Annotated in this window: 20 protein-coding genes and 1 pseudogene; 5 read left to right on the top strand and 16 right to left on the bottom strand. The window is 31.6% G+C overall.

Features of this window, described 5'->3' with window-relative positions:
• Positions 1-84: 84 nt before the first annotated feature.
• From FVE72_RS03695 to FVE72_RS03630, 14 genes and pseudogenes are all read right to left on the bottom strand, one after another.
• Entirely contained in the window at positions 85-591 is a 507-nt protein-coding gene (locus FVE72_RS03695) for a hypothetical protein (protein ID WP_146966378.1), read from the bottom strand.
• 484 nt (positions 592-1,075) lie between these two features.
• Complete coding sequence (locus FVE72_RS03690; protein ID WP_146966376.1) at positions 1,076-1,576, bottom strand: hypothetical protein; 501 nt, start codon at positions 1,574-1,576, stop codon at positions 1,076-1,078.
• Positions 1,515-2,543, bottom strand: coding sequence for a hypothetical protein (locus FVE72_RS03685; RefSeq protein ID WP_026737297.1), 1,029 nt, complete (start codon positions 2,541-2,543; stop codon positions 1,515-1,517). Before FVE72_RS03685 ends, FVE72_RS03690 begins: the two co-directional genes overlap by 62 nt.
• A gap of 100 nt (positions 2,544-2,643) precedes the next feature.
• On the bottom strand, positions 2,644-3,408 hold the full coding sequence (locus tag FVE72_RS03680; RefSeq protein ID WP_026737296.1) for a hypothetical protein: 765 nt from the start codon (positions 3,406-3,408) through the stop codon (positions 2,644-2,646).
• A 13-nt stretch (positions 3,409-3,421) separates the two neighbouring features.
• Positions 3,422-5,719, bottom strand: a complete 2,298-nt coding sequence (locus FVE72_RS11335) for a ribonuclease domain-containing protein (protein WP_026737295.1) — start codon at positions 5,717-5,719, stop codon at positions 3,422-3,424.
• Between the two features lie 84 nt (positions 5,720-5,803).
• Entirely contained in the window at positions 5,804-5,929 is a 126-nt protein-coding gene (locus tag FVE72_RS11550; protein WP_269472567.1) for a hypothetical protein, read from the bottom strand.
• Positions 5,923-6,498 carry a DUF4304 domain-containing protein gene (locus FVE72_RS03670; RefSeq protein WP_232049471.1) on the bottom strand — a complete coding sequence of 192 codons (576 nt, stop codon included), beginning with the start codon at positions 6,496-6,498 and terminating at the stop codon, positions 5,923-5,925. The genes FVE72_RS11550 and FVE72_RS03670 overlap by 7 nt, the downstream gene beginning before the upstream one ends.
• A gap of 15 nt (positions 6,499-6,513) precedes the next feature.
• Positions 6,514-6,876, bottom strand: coding sequence for a hypothetical protein (locus tag FVE72_RS03665; RefSeq protein WP_146966374.1), 363 nt, complete (start codon positions 6,874-6,876; stop codon positions 6,514-6,516).
• 218 nt (positions 6,877-7,094) lie between these two features.
• Positions 7,095-7,379 carry a hypothetical protein gene (locus tag FVE72_RS03660; protein WP_146966372.1) on the bottom strand — a complete coding sequence of 95 codons (285 nt, stop codon included), beginning with the start codon at positions 7,377-7,379 and terminating at the stop codon, positions 7,095-7,097.
• A 185-nt stretch (positions 7,380-7,564) separates the two neighbouring features.
• Positions 7,565-14,566 (bottom strand): two-partner secretion domain-containing protein, encoded by a 7,002-nt coding sequence (locus tag FVE72_RS03655; RefSeq protein ID WP_172966386.1) that lies wholly within the window; start codon positions 14,564-14,566, stop codon positions 7,565-7,567.
• Positions 14,567-14,860: 294 nt separating this feature from the next.
• Positions 14,861-15,828: pseudogene (locus FVE72_RS11405) on the bottom strand (ShlB/FhaC/HecB family hemolysin secretion/activation protein).
• Between the two features lie 11 nt (positions 15,829-15,839).
• Positions 15,840-16,322 carry a POTRA domain-containing protein gene (locus FVE72_RS11545; RefSeq protein ID WP_146966363.1) on the bottom strand — a complete coding sequence of 161 codons (483 nt, stop codon included), beginning with the start codon at positions 16,320-16,322 and terminating at the stop codon, positions 15,840-15,842.
• 2 nt (positions 16,323-16,324) lie between these two features.
• On the bottom strand, positions 16,325-16,642 hold the full coding sequence (locus tag FVE72_RS03635) for a hypothetical protein (RefSeq protein WP_146966361.1): 318 nt from the start codon (positions 16,640-16,642) through the stop codon (positions 16,325-16,327).
• Between the two features lie 191 nt (positions 16,643-16,833).
• Positions 16,834-17,502: a hypothetical protein gene (locus FVE72_RS03630; protein WP_026737292.1), complete on the bottom strand. Its 669-nt coding sequence runs from the start codon at positions 17,500-17,502 to the stop codon at positions 16,834-16,836.
• 175 nt (positions 17,503-17,677) lie between these two features.
• On the opposite strand from FVE72_RS03630, the gene FVE72_RS03625 reads away from it, so the two are divergent.
• The 5 genes from FVE72_RS03625 (at position 17,678) to FVE72_RS03605 (ending at position 22,116) form a co-directional block, all read left to right on the top strand.
• On the top strand, positions 17,678-18,916 hold the full coding sequence (locus FVE72_RS03625; RefSeq protein ID WP_036056066.1) for a DUF1576 domain-containing protein: 1,239 nt from the start codon (positions 17,678-17,680) through the stop codon (positions 18,914-18,916).
• Positions 18,913-19,251 carry a hypothetical protein gene (locus FVE72_RS03620; RefSeq protein ID WP_026737291.1) on the top strand — a complete coding sequence of 113 codons (339 nt, stop codon included), beginning with the start codon at positions 18,913-18,915 and terminating at the stop codon, positions 19,249-19,251. Before FVE72_RS03625 ends, FVE72_RS03620 begins: the two co-directional genes overlap by 4 nt.
• A 19-nt stretch (positions 19,252-19,270) precedes the next feature.
• Complete coding sequence (locus FVE72_RS03615; protein ID WP_026737290.1) at positions 19,271-20,701, top strand: nicotinate phosphoribosyltransferase; 1,431 nt, start codon at positions 19,271-19,273, stop codon at positions 20,699-20,701.
• 189 nt (positions 20,702-20,890) lie between these two features.
• Positions 20,891-21,457: an alkyl hydroperoxide reductase subunit C gene (gene ahpC / locus FVE72_RS03610; protein WP_026737289.1), complete on the top strand. Its 567-nt coding sequence runs from the start codon at positions 20,891-20,893 to the stop codon at positions 21,455-21,457.
• A gap of 26 nt (positions 21,458-21,483) precedes the next feature.
• The gene (locus tag FVE72_RS03605) at positions 21,484-22,116 is read left to right on the top strand and encodes a thioredoxin family protein (RefSeq protein ID WP_026737288.1); all 633 of its coding nucleotides are present in this window, start codon (positions 21,484-21,486) and stop codon (positions 22,114-22,116) included.
• A gap of 400 nt (positions 22,117-22,516) precedes the next feature.
• Here FVE72_RS03605 and FVE72_RS03600 read toward each other — a convergent pair whose 3' ends face one another.
• Positions 22,517-23,593: a MupG family TIM beta-alpha barrel fold protein gene (locus tag FVE72_RS03600; protein WP_026737287.1), complete on the bottom strand. Its 1,077-nt coding sequence runs from the start codon at positions 23,591-23,593 to the stop codon at positions 22,517-22,519.
• A 15-nt stretch (positions 23,594-23,608) separates the two neighbouring features.
• Complete coding sequence (gene pbp4b / locus FVE72_RS03595; RefSeq protein WP_026737286.1) at positions 23,609-25,405, bottom strand: penicillin binding protein PBP4B; 1,797 nt, start codon at positions 25,403-25,405, stop codon at positions 23,609-23,611.

The raw sequence follows: 25,405 nt of genomic DNA, 5'->3' as shown, positions 1-25,405 counted from the left end.
CCACTTTAAAAAAATGAAAATAATCAATCTTGCAAATTTTCCGACAAATAAAAAAGCCGAGTTTTAAGTTCGACTTTTTTAAATTCAGGCAAATTTCCATTCTGTCATAAGAATACATATAAATACCATCCGTATAACAAATAAATAACAGCTTTCAAGAATAAAATCATTTTTCTTTTTCTTCAAATAATAAATAATATTTAATATAAGGTGTATTAAGCTGTACCCTATCCAGATATAAAGACTTGCTTTGGAAAAAGTGACTTTATAAGCTCCCATTCCTAAATATTCCGATGTTTTTACAAATCTTCCGTTCGGCTTAAAAAGATAGTTAGTTATAAATATTCCGGACAATAACTCACACATAAGAAATACAACAGTTTTTATTCTCATTCTTTTTCCCCCTGAAATTAAGATTCCAACCATTAACATTCTTATTACTAAAGCATATATTAATAATTCAAAACTCAAATTACTGTAATAATTATCAGATTTCATAATTTTAAAAAAAACAAGTATCTGACAAATTATAAATAAAATAATAATGATTTTCTCAATAACTTCATATATTTTTTTGATTTTTTCCTTCATATCCATCACTTCCTGAAAAGAGTTATTAAAAATTCGCAATATTTTATGAAGACTATCATTTGCAGAATGAAAAACATCTTATAATCTTTTTTTATATATTTTATCTTTTTTATGTATCTCAATATAAATGCCAACGAAAGCAGAAAGTAAAATAAAAGAGGCATAAACAGTAAAATAAAATCATAACTTTCCAGTCTAAATTGAAACGGAAGGAATAATATATAATTTAGAGTTAACATAATAATTTGAGGAAACATCAATGCTGACATTGAGTATCTAAAGAATTTTGCTATATTTATTTTTTTCATTTTTCCTCCTATAAGAGTATTTTAGGTAATTTATAGTATGGTTTTATTGTTTCCAATCTTCTAGGCTTCAAAAAATAATCCGGATTTTCAGTTTTCATATAATTATTAAGTCTCCAAATTCTATCTCTTATTTCTTTTTCCGATACAATTTTTTCCCAAATAATTTTCTTCCAGCATTATAAGCCTTTATTTTTTTGAGAACTTATTCCATCTTCAAATATTTCTAAATCAGTTTTTTCTTTCACATAAATATCATGAGCTGCTTGCATTCTTTTATTTTCAATTATTGCTACAGCTGTTAAATATACTTCTTTAATTGCTTCTTCGCTATTTTTTGGTTTTTTGTCAATCATATGATCTTTTATAAACATAAAAGCCTCAAATGCTCCTAATGGTATTGACATACGACCGGCAACGTATGCTTCTCCAAAATCTATAGATGTACCTATAACCTCCTCTTTGTTCTTCATACCAGTTGCTTTTCCATCTGTTTTAATACTATCTCCTAATCCATATAAATTAGAAAGGCAGTGTATATTATTATTACATTTATTCTTTAAAGTGGATTCAGCCCTTCCATAAAATGGTGTATACTTAACTCTATCTATATATAACTTACCTAATACATCCCCCGCTAACCTCACTGTCAGGATCAAATTGTGCATATTCAAAGTCATATGGATTTACTTTCTTATCGCCCTTTCCTTTTGTTCTGTCTTCTATTTCCTTATACGCTATCTCTCCTGCGACTGTTCCTTTTTCCTGTCCTTCTCCGTTAGATTTCATTCTTCCTCTGTCAAACTCGTCTCTTATCCCCCACTCTCTTCCTATTCCTGCTCTTATCTCATCTTCATCTGCATTCTCATTTATATAAATTTTTCCTGTTACTTTGTCATAGAAGTAATTTATCTCCTGCCCCTGTTCTCTTACCTGAGCTATTCTGTCTTTTATCTTTTCAGGTAAGTTAGGATCATCTGGATTAAATCTTCCTCCTATCCCAAGCCGTTTCTGTACTTCAGGGTCACTTAAATCTCCTTCTGCTATTAACTTCATATCTGGAGCTGTCTTTACCCTTATTATATTTTCCTTTATCTCTTCATATCTTCTCTTTTCTGATTGGGATATGTCGCTGTTATCATCTCCTCTTAGGATATTGTCTATTTTCTTTAAGGCTCCTTCTACTGTTGCACTTCCTTCAAGTACTGCTATCCCTACATCTTCTTTAAACTTTCCAGGATGCAATGCATAATCTATCGTCTGACTTTCTACATATACATTTGTACTGCTATGGTCATCTCTTGTTGTTTCATTGGCTTTACTTCTATCTCTGTTTATAGGACTTCCCGTTGCACTTCCTATTTCTACATTTCCTATTACTGTATGTCGTGTTATTCCTTCTTTTCTATGGTTTTCATTACTTATTCCTGCTCCGCTTGTTCCTATTGAGCCACCTGTTGTTGTTAAACTGTCATGATTGTATAAATCTTTTCCTTTGTATTCATTTATCTTTAGTTTTCCGTTTCCTTCCACTCCTATTATTCCTGCCGTATTTTCCACTTTCCCTATTGTAAGGTTACTTCCTTCTCCCAAGATAAATGTTGTCTGATTATCTACATAGGCTCTGCTTCCATTTGAAAAGTTCATGAGGGCTCATTGCCGCCCTCATACTCCCGCTACCAGCATTCTTCGCTCCTTACGTCGACTTCGAAAATGCGGGGGTTATTTATTTTCTAACTATACAAACTTAAAATATATCATTTTTGAAGATTAGATAAATTTTCACTTCTTTTCCTTCTTCATATTTTCTTATTAGTATATTTTCTACTATATCTATTAAGATACTCCTTTCATATACAAAATAAAGATTTTCTGGATTTAACAGCAAAACTTTTATTCTTCTATCAATAATTTTTTTTACCTCTTTTTTAAGTTTTTCTAAAAAAATTTTACTTTCCATTCCTAAAGAAGCAGATAATTTTATCAATTTATAATCTTTAAATTTATTACCTATTTCTTCTTTATCTTCTTCTATTCCTATTATTAATTCATTTTTGAAATCAGGGCGTTTTTTGAATAAATTATCATCTATTAAAATATACATTTCTATATCTATTGTCGGTTTTTCCTGTTTATATACTATTCTCAAATCTCTATACCACTCCAGCAATAAGGTAAAAATTGTATCATAATATATATATCCTTTTTCTTCTTCTGATACTTCTTTAAATTTCTTAGTATAATTTAATATCATTACCATACCTTTTGCATTTCTTTTCTTTACTTCATTAAATAATGCTATATCTGTTGCAAAATCATCATAAGTATGCCCACCTCTACCAAACTTACTATTGTAATTCAATACATCTATCTCTTTTTGCATTATATCGTAAAAATCATTCCAATCATTTATTTTATCTCCATCTAACTCTATAACCCATTTATCTTCTGAAATTTTATAAATGTTTTCTTTATCATTTTTACTTGTTACTATTAGCTTATTTTGTAACATATTAGCCTCCTTATTATTTTACCCTTGTAAACGTCATATAATGGTCATCTGTATAATATACCGAGCCGTCACTTCCTTTTACAAATCTATAGCCGTCTCTAAATTCTCCTGTTTTAACATTAATATCAAACTCCTTATAAGTTATTGTCCCTTTAGTGTTTTCTTTTGGTAATATCTCTCCTCCTAATCTTCCATCGTTTTTATATTCTCTTCCTGCATTAGCAGGTCCTCCCGACACTTGTCCTTTCCAACCGTTTTTTTCATATTTTTCAAACATCGCTTTCTCATTCTCTGATAAATTATTAAAATTTCTTTCTATATTTGAATTATTATTTAAGTCAGATTGAGGCTGATTTTGTTCTGAAATATTTTGATTTTTAGATATTTCATTATTTCTATTATTACTATTTTGTTCCTTATTACTTTTATTTTCATTATTAGATTTCCCTTTATTTTCAGTTTTTTTACTTTCCGTTTCTTTTTTGGATTTCTTTTGATTACCATTTTCCTGTTGCTTAGACTCTACTTCTTTTTTAGGCTCAGAGGATTTTTCCTGTTTAGGCTTCTCATCTTTATTTCCCGACTCGGCACCTGATGTCAACTCTGTTGGCGGACTAGATAATATTTTCCCTATAGTAATTGTTGCTTGTACTGTTGAATAACTTCCTACTGCTACCGAATAACCTTTTACTGCCTCGCCTACCACTACTCCAGTTAATGAAACCCCTGCTGTTTCAGGTGCTCCTGCTACCGCTGCACCTTCTATAAGATTTCCACCTATTTCTCCCGAAAGTCCTGCTCCTGCCATCTGTATATGCCCTATTGCTTGTCCCATCAAATAACTCTTGTTATTTATTTCGACAGGAGCAAGTGTTTTCGGATCTCTATACTTTACAATACCAAGAGACATATCTTCACTTATTGCTCCGCTATAACCCGCAATTAAAAACATTCCATCTTTTACTGTATCTTTTATGATACTTCCTGTTATTTTTATTGCTCCTACTCCAAAATCAGCAATAGTTTTCAATATCGGCTTCTTATAATCTAATTTAACTCTATCTCTATGTCCTGTTTTTCTGAATAATTCATTATACTTAAAAAACTCTGCTTCATCATTGAAAACATATACTCCTTTTTCTTCTTTACATTTTCCTGATTTCTTACAGTAATTTTCTAATTGTTTGTGTAATTTAGAAAATTCATTGTTCTTATTATTCAGATTCTTTGATGTACTTAAAGGTATTGATTGTCCTGGACGATCTCCTTCAAAACATAAATTAGTTACACATTTATCCCCACTAACCTCACTATCAGGATCAAACTTAGCATATTCAAAATCATAAGGATTTACTTTCTTATCGCTCTTTCCTTTTGTTCTGTCTTCTATTTCCTTATACGCTATCTCTCCTGCAACGGTTCCTTTTTCCTGTCCTTCTCCGTTAGGTTTTGTTCTTCCTCTGTCAAACTCGTCTCTTATCCCCCACTCTCTTCCTATTCCTGCTCTTATTTCATCCTCATCTGCATTCTCATTTATGTATATCTTTCCTGTTACCTTATCGTAAAAGTAATTTATCTCCTGTCCCTGTTCTCTTACCTGAGCTATTCTGTCTTTTATCTTTTCAGGTAAGTTAGGGTCATCAGGATTAAATCTTCCTCCTATACCAAGTCGCTTCTGTACGTCAGGGTCACTTAAATCTCCTTCTGCTATTAACTTCATATCTGGAGCTGTCTTTACCCTTATTATATTTTCCTTTATCTCTTCATATCTTCTCTTTTCTGATTGTGATATGTCGCTATTATCATCTCCTCTTAATATATTATCTATTTTCTTTAAGGCTCCTTCTACCGTTGCACTTCCTTCAAGTATTGCTATCCCTACATCTTCTTTAAACTTTGCAGGGTGTAATGCATAATCTATAGTTTGACTTTCTACATATACATTTGTACTGCTATGGTCATCTCTTGTTGTTTCATTGGCTTTACTTCTGTCTCTGTTTATAGGGCTTCCTGTTGCACTTCCTATTTCCACATTTCCTATTACTGTATGTCTTGTTATGCCTTCTTTTCTGTGGTTTTCATTACTTATCCCTGCTCCGCTTGTTCCTATTGAACCGCCTGTTGTTGTTAAATTATCATGATTGTATAAATCTTTTCCTTTGTATTCATTTATCTTTAGCTTTCCGTTTCCTTCTACTCCTATTATTCCTGCTGTGTTTTCTGCTTTCCCTATTGTAAGGTTACTTCCTTCTCCTAAGATAAATGTTGTCTGATTATCTACATAGGCTCTGCTGCCGTTTTGGAAGTTCATGAGGGCTCATTGCCGCCCTCATACTCCCGCTACCCGCGTTCTCCGCTCCTTACGTCGACTCCGAAAATGCGGGGAATCTTTTTATTATTTAATTAACTTTTCTAATCCTAATTCAATCAATGATTGTTTTTCTCTTTCTATAATATATTGATCTATATTTTCTTTACCTTCCTTTAATTTTCTTTCAAGCAATAAAGCTTCGTCTAACACTTTTTTAACCACTCCTTCTTTTGTCTCTCTTCTTCTGACCAACTTTCCATATATTCTTTTTTCACTTTTTCTACATATTGTAAAATTTCATCATATCTTTTAAATTTTGCCATACTCGCTGCTTGAGTTATATATCTATTTATAATTGTTTGATATGATATTGAAATATATTTCAATATCTCTTTCTCATTATCCATTTTATTAAACCAATTATACAAATCTGTTTGTATTACATTTAACATTTCCTGCATATTTTTTTCCATACTTTCATCGTCTTTTATATCCCACCAATAAGTATAACGGGTATTCATAAATTTTCCTAATCTTAATCCTATCGTTATAGATTCTTTTGTAGCCCCACAGTATATTGGAAGAATAGCACAATTTACATTTAATTCTTCTCGATGTTTCTGAAAATTTAATGTTTCAATCATACCCAGCTTATTTATTCTATAAAAATTTATTGTGCCTTTCTTATAAAATCCATCTTTCTTTAAAGGTTTATCAAAATATTCCCTAAAATTTCTTTTGTATAAGTCATTAAACTCTTTTGTTGTTAATTCTCTCATCTTTATCCTCCTATTTTATTCCATAAATATTATATTTTCTTTTTTTATTATTTTATTTGATTTTCTAATTATATCCTCTGTTATTTTTTGTCTTATTTCAGGTGTAATTTTTTGACCTCTTGTATCTATTACAATTTTTTGTGTCGCAGTTTCAGGTAATTCTTCTGCTCTTTTAATTGCCTGTTTTCCTATATTTGAGGTCATACTGTTATAATTTTCTTGATTATAATTCTTTATTTCATATGTTTCCTTTACAATACCGTTTTCTACTACAGAATTTTCAGGTCTTACTGAACCTTTTATTCCATATTTCACATTCTCTCCACCCTTATATGACTCTTGAGTTTCTATCGTTGTATTCGGTTTATCTTTATACATTTCTTTTAAACGGGTAGTGAGTTCAGCTTCTGATTCACTTGCTGTATATCTTTTATTTGGATTACTCTTAGAACTTGCATAATCATTAAGATTTTTACCAATTTCTTCACTATGACCTTTTTCAAATAATGATTTTGAACTGCTACTGTAATATTTTACTCCTGTATTAATTACAGTATTTGCAGCACCTCTACCTGCTTCAAACCCTACTATACTTCCTAAAATTTGCCAAATTCATTAGCATTTTCTTCGTCTTTTCCATAAAATTTTGTCGCCGATACATCTACTGCTTTTTTATTAAATTCTTTTATTTTGGGATTAATACTTCCCTTTATTTCAGGATACATTTCAGGATAATTATTCTTTATATATTCTGCATCTTTAGTTGAATATTGAGGCTTTCTAATCCCATGAAGCAATTGTTCTTCATTTGTATTTACAGGGGTAGATGTCGCAAAAAATAATGCTGCAACCGGATTAAGTTTTTCAGCGACTCCTATCACTATGCCTAATGGTGTACTTTCTTTTGTTTCCTCCTTAAATCCTGAAATAAAACTTGAAAAATTCTTATTTTTTCCCTTCTAATTTATCCAAACGTTTTTTCAAAGCCGCTTTTTCTTCGGGTGTTTTAGATTCTTCTATTTTCTTTTCTACCTTTGATATCTCTCGAATTTTTTGAAGTTTGTTTTTATCTCTTTTTTAGATGTTCTTGATCTAATATTCTAAAATCAGCCATAGTAGGAGGCACTTTACAATTAATTAATATTCTTCCACCTTTATAACAAGCTCCTTTTTCATCCCCCACATGTTCACCAAAATCAGCTTTACTGTAATCTTTTCCGTCTGATTTTGTCTGTATCGGTATATTTCCTTCCTCATACGTCTTGTTAAAGAAGTCATTCGTTGCTCTTCCTGTACTTTCCAGTCCTTTTTCTTCCGAACCTTCAGGTACCTTTCTTTGTCTTCCTTCTACTTTCCCTATTACATGACTTCCTTCTTCTGTTATCGTTCCTATCAGTCCTGCTCTATCTTGGTTTTCTTTTGCTTCTGTGTTTATTATTATCGTATGTTTTCCGTCTTTTCCTACATACGCTGTTCCTGCCTTTATTTTTCCTTTCTCATCTATTAGTTGCGGTGCTTTATCAGGTGTTGTGAATATTATTTCTATGTCATATCCCAAATCCTTATACGTATCTTTTAATGTCTTTGATATATCTTCCTGAGTCGTTGATTTTCTTAATCTTTCTCCCCCTATATTTTCTATCGTTCTTTGGAGTCTTCCTTCACTTAACTGTCCTAAGAAGTTTCTGTTATCGTCTCCTCTGTCATTTAATGATTCTTTTATTGCTCTTCCTATATCTTTTATCTCATCTTTTGCCTTCCCTAAATCTTCTTTAAACTTTCCAGGATTTAATGCATATTCTATTGTTTGACTCTCTATATTTATGTTTGTACTTTTATGTGTATCTTTCGTTGTTTCATTTGCTTTACTTAAGTCTCTATTTATAGGAGAACCTGTTGCACTTCCTATTTCTACATTTCCTATTACTGTATGTCTTGTTATTCCTTCTTTTCTATGATTTTCATTATTTACGCCTATTCCGTTGACTTTTGCTCCGCCTTTTCCAAAGTCCACTCCTATTGAGCCGCCTGTTGTTGTCAGATTATCGTGATTGTATAAGTCTGTTCCTTTATACTCATTTATCTTCAGTTTTCCGTTTCCTTCTACTCCTATTATTCCTGCTGTGTTTTCTGCTTTCCCTATTGTAAGGTTACTTCCTTCTCCCAAGATAAATGTTGTCTGATTATCTACATAGGCTCTGTTTCCGTTTGTTCTGCTTCCACTTATTGAAGCTGAACTCGGTACTCCGTTTGAGCCTACTCCTATTGTTACTCCACTGCTACTTCCTGTTGTTTTACTTATGTTCTGTTTACTTTCTTCTACAAGGTTTTCTATTGTTCCTGTTACTTTGCCACCTTCCTGATTAAAACCTGATAATCTCATGTTCTTTGTGTTGTTATGGACTTCATCTACATTAGTAAATCTTCCGTTTTGATAGAGTGTTTCTTCTGTATTCATATTACTTCTTGTTACCGATACACTTCCACCGTTTCCTGTCGTTTGTATTTTATGTCCATATCCTACTGTTGCTCCTGCACTTATTCCGAAACCTTTTGAATTACTGCTGTAACTGTTATGTAACTCTACTGCTTCTTTATTGATATTTTCTACATCATTATAGATGAATTTTGTATCTTTTGCCTGTGCTCCCATATAGTTTATGTTTTTAACATTGTTGTATGTTATGCTTGAATCTCCGTCAATTCCTTTTATTGTTGTTACTACTGCACTTTCTTCATGAGATTTTGTTTCACTTTTTGATGTATTAAAGCCTACATCCAATCCTATATTTGCATAGAAGTTGTTATTTGCCGAAGCATCTTTTACTCCCTGTTTTCCTACACTTCCATTTTTATCATAATTTCTTTGTCTGTTTCCTTGATTTCCTGCAAGACCATGCACAGTTCCTGTAACAAAGTTTACAGCATTTACTGCTCCTCCTACTGTATCTCCTTTTTTTATCTGATCTACTGCTTCTTTTGCCTGTTTTACTCTGTCAAGGGCTGGACTTTTTACACTTGCTGTTACTCCTATATAGCTGCTCTTTGAGCTTGTACTTACATCTCTTGTATCTTTTCTTGCTCCGTATGTTACATCTCCGTTATTTATTTCTATTTTCCCATGCTCAAAGTCTGTTGCCGTTATACTTGCTCCGTTATTAAGTACTGTATTGTTTCCTACATGCAGACTTGATTTTGCATTTATTGTGCTTTTTTCATCATATGTATTTTTACTCTTTCCGTATCCTGCACTTACACTCGTTCCCTTTGCACTTGCACTGAAGCCGCTTTTCTTTTCTTCATTGTAGTAAGTATTATGTAACTCTCTTGAGTCTGTCGTTACTTTTCCTCCTACATAGCTGTTATCTCCTATATAGATATTACTTCCTATGCCTGTTACTGTTCCTTTTATATCCGCATTTTCACCTATCTTGAAGTTACTTGATACATTTTCTTCTGTATGACTTTGAGTAAGGCTTTCTCTTTTGCTTAATATTCCTTTTTCCTTTGTTCTTTTCTCTACATCGTATTCGTTTACTAATGATTCTGCTTTTACATTACCTACCTTTAGTCCTTTTCCGTCTTCTACGACAAAAGCTGACCCTTTAAGGTTTATATCTCCTACTTTTCCTGTTGCTTTTTCTGCTACTATTCCTGAGCCTACATATTCTTTTGCTTTGTATTTCTGATAATTTTTATCATCTCCGAATCTGTCACTTCCCTTCAGTTCAAGGGCATTTTCATTTATATTGCCTGTTAACTGCAACTCAAGATTTTTTGTCGCTAATGCTCCTCCTGTACTGTTGTAGTTATTTGTTTCCAGTCTTACACTTTCTGCTGATATTTCTCCTATATTACTTACTGTTTCATATTCTGTATGATTTTTTGAGTCAAGATAGTAACCTTCCTTTATTTTCTTTCCGTCATTTATTATATCTCCGTTTTTAGCTGTCAATTCTACTTTTTCTACTGCTACTATCTTTCCGCCTACATTTTCTATATTTCCTGTTAATGCTTCTACTTTTACTTTCTTTCCTACTATTTCCGCTCTTTCGTTTGTTACCGTTTCATTTTTTATTCTGTCTCCTGTTACTTCTGTTATTCCTGTCTTACTTCCTATTTTTATTCCTGTGTTTTCAAAGTCTTGCGATGCCTTTATTATTGTCTTTTCTGTCCCGTATATCTTACTTCTTCCGTCTACTTCCAGTTTTTCTATTGTTGCTTTTGATAAATATATTTTCGGTACTAATGTCTTTTTACCGTTTACTGTCTCATATTCATACCATATTATATCATTTTTTAAGTTATTTATCTGGTCTCTTGTTAAGGCTACTCCCTGTCTTAACTGTAGGTCTTTTTTGGCTGTCGTTGCATTATCTATCAGTTGTTTGGTAAGTTCTTCTCCTGACAGTCCGTTTATATATCTTGTTCCCAGTTTTTCTGTTAATGTCTGTTCTATGAGCATATTATCATAATACGCATCTCCCAACAGTTTTACTCTGTCCCAGTCTTCCACATAACCCATTCTGCTTAGGAAGTAATCTCCTCCATAGTAGTTTCCTCTTGTTATGAACTCTGTTCTGTTTTCTATTACATATCTTGAACTCGGATCTGTTGAAGGTACATAAAGACTTCCTATATTTATTCCGTTTCTGTTGTTTATTCCTGTATTTACATTAACTCCGTTTATTCCTGATATTGACCCTATATTTACCGATATTATTCCTGTATTTTTTATATCCTGTATTCCTGATACATTTTTTACTATTTCTATATTTTTTCCTGTTACATTATTTTGCGTGCCTGCATTTTTTATTATTTGACCTTTTGCCGAATCAAATCTTTCGGACACTATTTTTGTTTTATCTATTAATACTTCTTTTCCTTCTATTATGCTTGGCTGTCCTGCTACATAACCCACTCTTGAACTTGGTACAAGATATCTTTCATAATTTACAGGATATCTTGATTTTCCATGATGACTTGTTTTCCACCATATCAATTTTTCAGCTCCGTCTGTCAATGATATCGGATTATTCTCATCTATTGTTACTTTATGAACTATTTTAGGAGCATCTATTTTATTTATTTCGCTTGCCGATATTATTCCGTCTGTATTGTTTAATTCTTCTCCTGCATTTAGCGTTATATTTTTTCCAGATATTACGGCATGATTTGTTTTTGCTTCACTTTCTATTTTGTTCATTAAAGGTACAACAGGATATTCTGTGGAATTTACTGCTATTGTTCCTTGCTGTGTATATTTTTTCTGTCTGACTACTTTATCCAGTTCTTTAAATATATATGAAACTCCGTCTGCTCCTCCGAAGTTGTTTAAAAAATATTCAAATGTTGATTCCTTATCTCCTGTACTTCCTGAAAGTGTTTCTCTCGGAATTATGGTCCAGCCTTTTTCAGGTGTCGCTACATCGGCATAACTGTCAAATCTTTTTCCGTTCCAAGTCTCCCAATACAGCTTATACTTTGTTAGATCTCCTACTTCTCCTACATTTTCTATCTTTCTTCCTGTTAATTTTACATCTCCCGTTCCTTTTATTTTTCCTACGGTATTATCTATTATATCTGCTTTTAAGTCTATTTCATTTTGGGATAATATTTCTGCTTTCTTATTTACTACATTGCCTGTCATATCCGCTTCCAGTTTATTTGTTGCGAATATTGTTTTTCCTTCACTGTTTAATAAGTTTCTTCCTTTAAACTTTAAATTATTTCCTGCTAATAAATCCTTATTTTCTATATCTTCTGTTGTTGTAAATGTTCCTGTTCCCACTTCTATCTTTTTTTCATTTACAAGACTTCTCGAATTTGTTGTAAGTTCATTGGCATTTATCTTATTCTCATTCTTTATTACATTATTTGCCGTTATTGTCCCTTTATCTACAGATATTTCATTCTTATTTATGAAATTATCACTGCTTACTGTCAGATTATTTGATAATATCTGTCCACTGTTTTCAGTATTTCCTCTTGTTTTTATATTAAGACTCTCTGTCTCTATTTTATTTGTGTTCACAACACTTCCTGCATTTACAGTCACATTATTTGCTGTTATTGTTCCTGTATTTACAGTATTTTCATTTGTTGTTATATTTAGATTATTTGTTCTTATATCCTTCTTATTTTCAAGGCTTTTTGCATTTACATCAAGTTTTCCTATGTTTACCGTATCATTATTTATGACTTTTTCTTTTACGGATATATTTGCACTTCCCGACAGTATTTTCCCGTCATTTACAACATTATTTGATTTTACTGTAAGTTTGTCTGTAGATACTGTTCCTTTTGTTGTAAAATCATTTTGTAAGTTAAAATCGGCAGAAGTTGCATCTACCTTGTCATTATTTAAAAATGTATTTCCTGTTACTTTTAAATCATTTGATGTTATTTTATTACTCTTTATATCAGTAGCATTTATTGTAGCTTTTGCTGCCCTTATATTGTTACTGTCTATATTTTGTCCTGTATTTATGTTTAGTTCGCTTGCATTTATTTCATTATTTATTAAGTTTGAAGAATTTATTTTCAATTTTCCCGCTGTTATATTTTGTGTATTATGTATGTTGTTGTTTACAGTTAAATCTACATTTTTTCCTTCTATTACATTTGTTTTTAAATTATTTCCTTTTATTTCAACTTCATTTCCTGTTATTTTATTACTTTGAATATTATTTCCCTGCAGTTTTAATATTCCAGTTTCTATTTCATTACTTATTATATCCTGTCCTTTTATATTTGAAGTATTTGAATTTATTTTATTACTTTGTATTTTACCTGATGTATTCAAATTCAGATTATTTGCAACTATTTCCTTATTGTCAAAATCTTTTGCTGAAACATTTAATGTTCCTGCAACTATATTTCCTGTATTATTTATGTTATTACTTATTGCAAGACTTATATTCTGTCCTTCCATTACATTTGTTTTCAGGTTATTCCCCGTTATATTTACACTGTTTGCGGATATTTTGTTACTTTCTGCATTTCCTGTATTAAGTGTAAGGTTTCCTGCAGTAAGTTCGTTATTTTTAAAGTTTGTCGATGATATATTTACATTTTGAGCTGTTATTTCTTTTCTGTTTTCATAGTCTTTTGCTGTTATATTCAGATTATTTGCATTTATTTTGTCTGTTTTCAGGTCTTCTGTTTGTATTTCCGCGTTTTTTGATATGATTTCTTTTACATCTGCATTACCGTTTATTTTCATTCTTATGTCATTTTCAGATAATACACTTGATTTTAAGTTTACTCCTACCCCTTTTTCTGTCGATATGATATTTACCTGTCCGTTTGAATAGATTGAGCCTAACGCTCCTCCGTTTAATGATAATGCAGGTTTATTGTCTGCTGTTATTATGGGTGTTACTATTCCTGCGAGATTTACTTCATTTTGCCCCAGTATTATATTTACATCTTTCTGTCCTACTATTTTTCCTGCCAGTTCCTGTGTTCTTGTTATTATATCTACTCTTTCTACATTTGATATATCGAGTCCTTTTTCTCCTATTATTACTTTTCCGTCTCTTGTTGTAAAAGATACAACATCTCCGTCCTGTATATTTATCTTTCCTGTTACAAGGGCTGCTCTATTTACATTTATGAATCCTCCTCCGTTTACATATATTCCGTTCTCATTTGCAATAAAAAGATTTATCGGTCTTGGTGATAATGCCGATATGTAGCCTTCTATTTCACTTCTGTTTGCTCCTGTCACTTTAAATACTACTGTTCTTGCTTCCTGTCCTGGTCTTAGGTTAGGATTTGGATTTACTATTCCTGATAAGTGTCCTCTTCCCACTCCTGTATTGTTTAATATTTCGACTCCCCTTTGGTCTACATTAAATTCTTTAAAGGAGTTTATAGAAGTTCCTTTATCTGTAGGTGTAGATATATTTATTACAGGCACTCCGTTTGGTGCTTTATCCACATTTACATTTTGAGGAACATTAGGATCTACTTCTATTCCTGCCCCGAATATATTAAAGGACATAAAAAGACTTAATAGAAGTGCTGCTATTACTCTATTTAATTCCTTTCTTATTTCTTTCATAATTTTCTCCTTTCGTATTTCATGAGGGCTCATTGCCGCCCTCACACTCCCGCTACCCGCGTTCTTCGCTCCTTCGTCGACTCCGAAAATGCGGGAAGTTTATTTTAGAATTATATTTTTATATGATATTAAACATTTATTTTTCTCAACATTCAAATTTTACAACATAAAAAATGTGTTAGTGAGCGTTATGAAAACATCCTTTTTGTTTTCATAGCGAACGGGCATTTTTGAGTATGTAAAATTTGAGTTGATTATTTTTTGCTACTTTTTTCTTAAAAAAGTAGATCTATATTAAAAAGAATATTTTACAGTCATACTCGCATAAACCTCATGATTTTTAGGTTTCACATACTCACTTTGACTGAATGCCTTTGCATAAGATACATCTATATCAAAATATGTACTTGAAAATCTTATCCCTATACTTCCTCCTTTTACTTTCCCAAGTCTGTATTCGGATTCATCATGATTATTCTTTGTTTCTCCTATTCCGTATGATATATACGGTATCAGTCTCTGTTTTTCATATCTGAATGTATATGATAGTTCTGCCAATACTGAATATCCGCTGTCTCCCGATATATTATCATATTGATATCCGGGTATACTTCCTATTCCCCCTATACTTATCTTTTCACTTCCGTAATTTACATCTCTTGACTTCTGCATTTCCGCTGTCAGTCTGAATGCTGCATTCTTTATAGGCTTATACCAGTAAAAACTTGCATTGTATCTTGTTGCTTCAGCTTTCGGTGCTGTTTCTCCTTTTTCTATATCTTTTTCTCCATGGAATATTCTCATTCCTTTACTGTATGATACAGATAAGCCGCTTACTCCCTTAAACAATGCAAAGTCATAATTTACTCCCAATGTTCCTATTGTTAAGTTTCTGTTTGTCAGTTCCACATCTTCAAAATATGACTTACTGTTTTTCTTTTTATTTCTATATTTCCTGTAAGTTTACTTTTATTATCTCGATACAATATTTTTGATAAATTTGCCATCAGTGATGTACTTGATCCTGATAAATCATATATTGTGTTATACGCATAAGTTGACCTTCTGTATACACTCTTATTTCCGCTTAATACTAACGAGTAACTTCTGAAAGGTATTCTGTATGTTATATTCCACAGTAAAGTCTGTCTTTGAGGGGGAAGTAATCCGTGTATCTTAGGATCGTATCCCGGTACAGGTCCGCTCGGTGCTATTTGTCCCGGTAAAAGTTGTGATTCAGGTATCTTCCAGCTTCTATCCACTTTCTTTCTTTTTACTCCTGTATATTCATACTTAAAAGGTCATTTACTCCTAAGGGACTTTCTATATCAAGTCCTATCTTAAGTCTGTTTTTTCCTCCCTGTTCATCTCCGTAATTATTATATCCTACACTTACTGTTGTTTTTCCTTTTATTTCGTTTTTTGCAATTATATTAGAAAAGCCTTCTTTATCAGAGGGCTCTATGTTTACTGCAAAATTATTTGATGCATTTTTATTAAAATTATCTGTCATTGTATCTATATCTCTTATATTCAGCACATTACCTTTAGTTTTGGGCTTATTAAAAAATATTTTTAATTTATCTGCAAAACTGTTGTTATTCAGTTTTATTTTATCTATTCTTCCCGTTATTACTTCAAAAGTAATTTCCCCTTGCTGTATATTGTCGGTATTAACATTAATTCTGCTTGTAACATATCCCTTTTTTACGAGTATTGCATTAGCTTCATTCAATAATATATTTAATTCTTTCACACCTATTTCTTTATATTTGTATTTTTACTTAACTGAAATTTATCTCCCTCAGATAAAAGTTTATCTTTATCTATTATTTGAAGGTCTTTTAATAGAAAAGTCGTTACATTTTCTTCTTCTACAGATTTAACTTCTATGTCAGGAGTAAATTTACTGCCTTCAATTTCTTTTCTTCTGTTTTCCTGTTCATTAAGTTGCCTTTCCTGTTCAAGTCTTTGCTGCTCTTTATCAAGAAGCCTGTTTGCCTCATCTTTGGGAGCTGCATTAACAACAGCCGAACACAAAAGAAGAAAAAAAGAAAGATTTTTTATTTTCTTCATTAAAACTCCTTTCTTTAGTTTTATTAAATTTTCAAATTTCATTATATCTTCCTTAGAAGAATACCTTTATTTTCAATAAAAGTCAATACTATTTTTCATATTATTTTTTAATACTTAAATTTGTTTTATTTATGTTTTAGGTTTTACAGTGTATTGAACTATATATCTCAATTTCCACTTTCTCTCCTGTTTCACTCCTCATCCCTATTCCCTCTAAACACTGCCACTCCTAAAATTCCCAATCCTAATCCTATAACTCCTAAAAGCATTCTGATTTTCTTTTTTTGAATAAAGGTTTTTTCTATATTTTCTTCTCCGTAAAGTGCTGCCAGTTTCTTATTCAGAGCTTCCGAAGCCAAGTCTTTTTTATACCCGAATTTTTTTACATAATAAGTCGGAGTATCTTTAAATTCTATTTCTCTTACTTTCAGATATTCTACAACCTCTTCCAAACTCATTCCAAACTGCTCCACACCTTCTCCTATAATAAAATACCCTTTATATTTTTTCAGTCTGTCCTTAAACATATCGAAATAAATTCCTGCATTATCGTGCTGATAAGTAAAAATCTTTTTATCCGACTCTTCATAAGACAAAATATGACCTACCCAAAGATCTCCGATTTTCTTCAACTTATCCACTTGCCCGTATTCATTTGTCAAGTACATTTCATTATAAAAATAGTCTTCTCTGCATAAAATTATTCCGACTTCGGTATAGCTCACTTTTTCTCTCACATAAAACTTTTTGGACAAATTCAATGCGTAATTTCTTGATGCCTCATCTATATAATTGACTGTTAAAAAACATATTGAAAAAAATAATGCTATTTTTGAAAATAATAAGAAAAATCTTTTCACTGTTTTCCGCCTTTCACTTTAAATTACAGATTTTTTATAAAAATTTTATCTATTCTTATTTTATCCTATCAAAATATATTTGTCCAACGATTTTTATAAATTTTTTATCTCAAAATTTCAAAAAAATGTTATACTAAAGTAATAATCTATTTAACGAAAGGAGAAATTAAAATTTATGACAAAAGAAAAAAAACAGGAATATCTGATTATTTCACTTTTACCTTTTATTTTACTGATTTATTCGATTATTTTATCAACTCCTTACAAACTTTTGGAAGGAATGAAAAATATTCTTTTATCCGACGGTATTCTAATAACTGATTATTTCTTTATCGGAGGCAAAGAAGCGGCTATTTTCAATGCTTCGATTATAACTTTAATCAACATTTATCTTTTATATAAAATGGATATGAAAATCAACGGACTTATCATATCGGGAATATTTTTAATGCTCGGATTTTCATTTATGGGGAAAAATCTGCTGAATATAATTCCTTTTTATATGGGAGCATGGCTTTATGCAAAAGTAAGTGGTAAAAAGTTTAAAACTGTAATAATCGTCTGTATGTTTTCCACATCACTTTCTCCTTTTGTAAGTGTTATTGCGGAGTTCTTCGGATATTCTCCTTTAGGTATAGGAATCGCTCTTATTTCGGGAACAGTTTTAGGATTCATTATGCCTCTTATTTCTGCACAGGTTTTACCTATACATGGCGGTTACAGTCTTTATAATACGGGCTTTGCGGCGGGACTTGTTGCAATAGTATCCTATTCGATTTTAAAAGCTGCAAAAGTTACAGTTTCCTTTAAGAAAGACTTTATTCAAACAATAGATTACAGGCTTTTAGCTTTATTCATAGCAGTTTTTTCTTTCTACATAGTATACGGATTTATAAAAAACGGATATTCCTTTAACGGATTGAAAAATCTGCTTTCTCATTCGGGAAAGCTTGTAAGCGATTTTACTGTTACGGAAGGATTTCCTTTAGTCATCATAAATATGGGGTTACTCGGATTTTTCTGTTTGGGACTGATTTTTCTTTTATTTCCTATGCTTAACGGTCCTATCCTCTCGGGAATGATTACTGTTGTAGCTTTTGCAGGATTCGGGAAACATATTAAAAACATATTTCCCGTAATAATCGGTGTTATAATTGCTTATTATTTGTTCGGGCAAAATACTTCGATAACTGCTTTTGCAGTTACGCTGTTTTTTTCCACTACTCTTGCCCCTATAAGCGGCAAATTCGGCATTTTTGCAGGTATACTTGCAGGATTTCTGAATTACTGTCTGGTTTTAAATATAGGCTCTGCTCACGGAGGGCTTAATCTCTATAATACAGGACTTGCCGCAGGTATTGTCGCAAGTGTGGGTGTCCCTGTACTTCAAACTTTTCAAGGAGGAAATAAATGAAAAATATTAAAATTGTATCGAAAATCGTAAACGAAATAACTTCATTCTATCTAGAAAAAAATTCTGAAAATTTTCAAATTAAAATTGAAAAAAACCCTCTAAAAGACGGGTATATAATTTTTACTCAAGGATTTACAGTATTATCCGATAAAGAAATAAAAGAAACCGAAAAACTGTTAAGCATTCATCACGATGCCGAATACGATGAATACTGGGAATTAATGGGAGAAGGAGATGCTTCCAACAAACTTTTGCTTGTCGCAAGAATTTGTGATTCAATTAAAATGGATTATAATGACGGTATACTTAAATTAGCTTTAAAGAAAAATATATAATTTAAAAAGGAGAGTTCATATGAAAAACCTTATTTTAGCGACAGATTCTTATAAAATGACACATCCGAAGCAATATCCTGCAGGCATTACCTATATGCACGATTATATTGAAAGTCGAGGCGGACTTTACGGATACACAAAATTTTTCGGTTTACAGTATTACCTGAAAGAATATCTGACTAAACCGATTACAAAAGAAATGATTGAAGAAGCTGAAGAAATATGTACATTACATGGACTACCGTTTTTTAAAGAAGGTTGGAATTATATTGTAGAAAAGTTGGATGGAAAACTTCCTCTAAGAATAAGAGCTGTTCCCGAAGGTGCAGTTGTTAAAAATCATAATGTTCTTGTAACTGTGGAGTCTACCGATCCTAATGTTCCGTGGATTGTCGGTTGGGTTGAAACGCTGTTACTGAAAATATGGTACCCTATTACAGTTGCTACTTTTTCGTTTAAAGTAAAGCAAATTATAGAGCACTTTTTAAAAGAAACAAGTGATAACGTAAAAGAAGAGATCCCTTTTAAGTTCCATGATTTCGGATATAGAGGAGTTTCAAGTGAAGAAAGTGCGGGAATAGGAGGACTTGCCCATTTAACAAATTTTTCGGGTACGGATACCCTTTATTCCCTTTTATTCGCAAGAAAATATTATCACGACAAAATGGCAGGGTTCAGTATACCTGCTTCCGAGCACAGTACAATGACTTCGTGGACAAAAAAACATGAAAAAGACGCTTATGAAAATATGCTCGACTCTTTTCCTACAGGAACGATAGCAATAGTCCTTGACAGTTACAACTATTTCAACGCTGTAGAAAATATTATCGGGAAAGAACTTCACGACAAAATTTCAGAACGTAACGGTACTCTGGTCATAAGACCCGACAGCGGCGATGCCATTACAAATATACTGTTTGCACTCGAAAGCCTTGAACATAATTTCGGATGCACTGTTAATTCCAAAGAATATAAAGTCATCAATAAAGTCAGAGTTATTCAGGGAGACGGCATTAATGAAAACACTGTTTGGGATATATACAAGGCTCTTAAAGATAACGGCTATTCTGCAGAAAATGTTTCTTTAGGCTGCGGCGGTGCTTTATTACAGGGAAATTCCAAATCAAGCATAAACAGAGATACTCATAAATTTGCAATGAAATGCAGCTGCATAAAAATCGGAGATAAAATAATAGACGTTTTTAAAAATCCTGTTACAGACAGAGGGAAAGTAAGCAAAAAAGGACGTCTTGACCTGATAAAGACCGATAACGGAGATTACAGAACTGTCAATATTTCCCATTTAAAAGAAAATGAATACCATAAAAATTCTGTTTTAGAGCTTGTTTACGAAAACGGAGAAATCAAAAAAGACTATACTTTATCAGAAGTAAAAAATAATGAAAATTTATTATTTTCTCCGGAATTAATAAGAGATTGCATCAAATAAAAATACAACAATATTTTTGATCTGAATAATATCCGTGTAATTCATAATCTTTTAAAATTTTCCTTTGAAGATAAAAATAATATTTTCCGTAAAATTTATTGACAAAACATTTTGTTTTATATATAATGTACTCGAAAGATTTTTGTAATGATTTTAAATTAAAAACAATAACACATAGGAGGAATAATAATGTCATTAATCGGAAAAAAATTAGAAAACTTTACTGCACAGGCTTATCAAAACGAGGAATTCAGAGAAGTATCTTTTGAAAAAGACATGTTGGGAAAATGGAATATCTTTATGTTCTATCCTGCAGACTTTACATTTGTATGTCCTACAGAATTGGAAGACTTGGAAGATCACCACGAAGAACTTAAAAAATTAGGATTTAACGTTTACTCTGTAAGTACAGATACTCATTTTACTCATAAAGCATGGCACGATCATTCGGATGCTATTAAAAAAGTTACTTATGCAATGATCGGAGATCCTACAATGACTGTTTCAAGAATTTTTGAAGTATTGAACGAAGAAACAGGATTGGCATTCAGAGGGACTTTCATCGTAAATCCTGAAGGAAAAATAGTTGCTTACGAAGTAAATGACGAAGGAATCGGAAGAGATGCTTCAGAGTTGGTAAGAAGAGCAAAAGCTGCAAAATTTGTTGCTGAAAATCCGGGATTAGTTTGTCCTGCTAAATGGAAAGAAGGAGAAGCTACATTGAAACCGGGATTGGATTTAGTAGGAAAAATATAATTATTCACTCAATTAAGGAGAAAACCATGGCATTTTTGGATACAAATATAATTGAACAGTTAAAAGGATATTTTAACAAAATTTCAGAACCGATAGAAATCGTTTCATTTTTGGATAGCAGTCAAAAATCTGTTGAACTTCAGGCTTTTTTAACCGAAATAGACGAAATATCCGATAAAGTAAATTATACAAAAAAATCTTTCGGTGAAGATACTTCATTGGAAGAAAAACTCGAAATAACAAGACCTGTTTCATTCAGTTTACTTAAAAACGGAGAAAAAACAGGGATTAATTTTTGCGGAATACCGGGCGGACATGAGTTCAACAGTTTCATCCTTGCAGTTTTAGGACTTGCAGGATTGGGAAGAAAACTGGAAGGAGATCAGTTAAATAAAATTTCGTCTGTAAACAAACATTTGAATATTGAAACTTTTATTTCTCTTTCATGTACAAAGTGTCCTGAAGTAGTCCAGGCTCTAAATCTTATTGCCTCAAGTAACCCTAATATTACATCTTCACTTGTAGACGGAGGAGTTTATCCTGAAGAAGTGGCTGAAAAAAATATTCAGGGAGTTCCTGTCGTTTATATAAACGGAAAACAGTCAGCTATAGGAGAACAGACTCTTGAGCAGCTTATAAGTTTGGTTGTGAGTGCTTAAAATCTTAACTGCTTTTTTTGAAAAAAGTAGCAAAAAATAACCGACTAAAATTTTACTAACTCGAAATAACTCACTGCACTATAAAAATAACAAACTCCCTATACTCGAACAGTTGTTTTTATAACGTTTCGTTTCGTATTTCTCGAAGTAAAATTTCAACGTCGGAGAAAATATATAAAAACTCCCGTTAATCATAGTTCGTGAAACAATGCGGGAGTTTATTTATATACACTCTAACTTTTAAAACTAACCTCAACATTCTAATTTTACAATGTAAAAAATGTGGTAGTGAGCGTTATGAAAACATCTTTTTTGTTTTCATAGCAAACGGGCATTTTTGAGTATGTAAAATTAGAGTTGAGTTATTTTTTCGCTTCCTTTTTTTGAAAAAGGAAGATAACTATTTTTTGTCACTTTTTTCAAAAAGGAACCTATCCACCACTCTCACATAATCAAGTAACTCCATATCCTCATCTATTATTTTAGAAACAACACATCTTTTTTCATCTATTCCCAAATCCTGTAAAGCAATTTCAAGCTCACCTTCATATCTTAAGTATTTTTCATTACTTACAAGTATATCTCCTTTTTTTATAGGACCGTTACAGGAAATTTCTTTCAGATTTATTCTGTTTTTTTCGAGTTCTTTTGTTATGTATTCGCAAAAACTTTTTCTGCTTTCACCTATATTTACATCAACAACAGCTCTTATTATATATTCGGAAAAATCTATTCTGTCCTTAAATACCCTGTCTGTAAGTATATTATCAAAGTTTCTCAAAGGAACTATTCCTTTATTGAGATATTTGAAGTCTTTCATATTTTTATCCGATATATCAATGTCTCCCACTAAAACTATATCTGTATCCAATAACAGTAAATCAAGACACGATGTAAGAAATCTTTTATTTCTATGCTTTTCCACAGTGGGAAGCCCCTCGTAAACAGGACCTCTCAATTCATCACCTTTTACAAATGCCATCGTTTTTATCCCGTATTTTTTATATTTCAGATTCTGCTTTTGCAAATATTCCCGGGAAATACCCGTAAATCTTTTAGGATAAAAATTGTGTAAACTTAAAACCTTTGAAAAGTCCATTCCTTTTTTCTGAAAATAATCCAAATTTTCTTCCGTTATCATACTCGCATTCAAAACTATTTTATTTTTTCCGGAAAGCTCCAAAATTTCGTCCAATGTCAATCCGTCATCTATCCTAAAATAAACATTTCCGTCATTTATATTTATTATATTTTTCGTTGTGCTGTTTATATCGACTATCAAATTCAGGTTTTTTTCCGAACAGAATTTGATAATTTTCTTCAATTCGGAATTTTTATTCACTTTTTCTTCGGATATATTTAAAGAAGTAAATACATATTTTGCACCGGAATTTTCAAATTTACTTATAATATTTTTATTTTTTTCAATATCCGTACTTAAGTAAACAGAAAATCCGGTTTCAAATTTTTTTTTCATACTTATTTTCCTATCTTACTGCATTTTCTGAAGTTCTTCTCTCATTTTCTGATATTCAGAATTTAATTTCCCTGTTCTTTTTTCCAACAAATTTATTAACTCTGCAGTATCTTTTATATCGGCAGAATTTTTATAATCGGAATCGCTTTTTATCAAATTGTATTTTCCGTTTATTAAATCTTCTAAAATACCGTTCATTCTCAAATTTGTATCTTTTTTATTATTCATATTGGAATAAGCATCTATTATTATCGAACTTATTACACCGTAATTTGTAGTGTAATAATGATTTCCGTAAAAATCGTTAGGCTTTTTAGCAGGATCTATAACTCTCGAATTTTTTGCATTGGTCAATAAAACTATAACGAGATTTTGTGACGGCTCTATAACTGTAAGCGTTCCTGTCCAACCTGTATGCCCTACAGTTTCTTTCGAAGCTAATCCCGAAAATGCCCATTTATAGTTAAAATCTCCCTGTCTTCTCCAACCGAGTCCGTAACTTGCATTTATATCTTTTGGTTTTATAAAATTATCCAACGTTGTTTTATCAAAAAACTTAATATTGTCATATCCGCCTTCATTTACAATAATCTGTGCTAATTTCGCCAATTCATAAGCATTGGAAAACAATCCTGCATGTCCCGACACTCCGCCCATTGAATAATAGGCTTTTTCATCGTGAACTTCCCCTTGAATAGTATATTTTCTCGCATTCACAAAATCGATAGTGTTATCTCTGGTATTACCGTTCAATTCCGTTGCTGCCGCAACGTTTTTAGCTATACCGTATTTCAAAGGATTGAAAGTCGTTTTTTTCAAATTAAGCTTATTGTAAAAATTCTCTTTCAAATAAGTATCCAGGTCTTTTGAAGTAACTTTTTCAACAATAAGTCCTAAAAGCATATAATCCACATCCGAATATTTTGTAGAAGTTTTAGGCTCATATATCAAAGGTGTTTTCATAATAGCTTTTCTGACATTTTCTTTACCTATGGCATACAAATCGTTTTTCCCGTTAGGTATGCCGTCATCTTTATCGTATTTATCATTAAAATACTGAGGATCCGGAGGAAATCCCGCCTGATGTTTTAATAAATCGCTTATTTGAACTTTTTCTTTATTATTTCCTGTAAATTCGGGATAAAATTTATAAACATAATCATCCAGATTCAATTTTTTCTCTGAAACAAGTTTCATTATAGCGTAGTTTGTAGCGTACATTTTTGTATTACTTGCCAAATCATAAACCGTTTCATCGGTAACTTTTATTTTATCCTTTATTTCGCTTCCATCCTGATTATAATTATTTACATATCCGTAACTCGACAAAATTTCCAGATTTCCGTCTTTTATTACCGCTATTTGTGCCGAAGGCAATCCCGCTTTAATTTCCGCCTGCACAAACTCATCCAAAAATTTTATTGTTTCACTGTTATAAGATTTTATTTTTTTATTTTCAGTAACTGTCGGATAAGGTATTTTTACATTTACTTTTCCTTCCAGGTTACTAATCTGAAAGATATTTTTATCATTTTTCGTCATTTTTGAAATATCTATTTTTGCCGTACCTTTTCCTTTTAAATCATCAGTTTTCAGCTTTACTCCGTTTATATAAATATCTGCATGATTCAGTCCTTCATAATCCAAAATGATATATCCCTGATTTTTAAAGGCTTTAAACTCAAGCATGTCATTTGTCAATATTGAATCATCAAAACTGTCTTTATCCACAGGAAAACTTTTCTCTATCTGATAGGAAAATACATTTAAAAATATTAACATATTAAGTAAAATCAATAATGTCTTTTTCAT

Source organism: Pseudoleptotrichia goodfellowii (assembly GCF_007990505.1).
In the GTDB taxonomy this organism is placed as follows: domain Bacteria; phylum Fusobacteriota; class Fusobacteriia; order Fusobacteriales; family Leptotrichiaceae; genus Pseudoleptotrichia; species Pseudoleptotrichia goodfellowii.
This window is presented reverse-complemented; position numbering and strand designations above follow the sequence as displayed.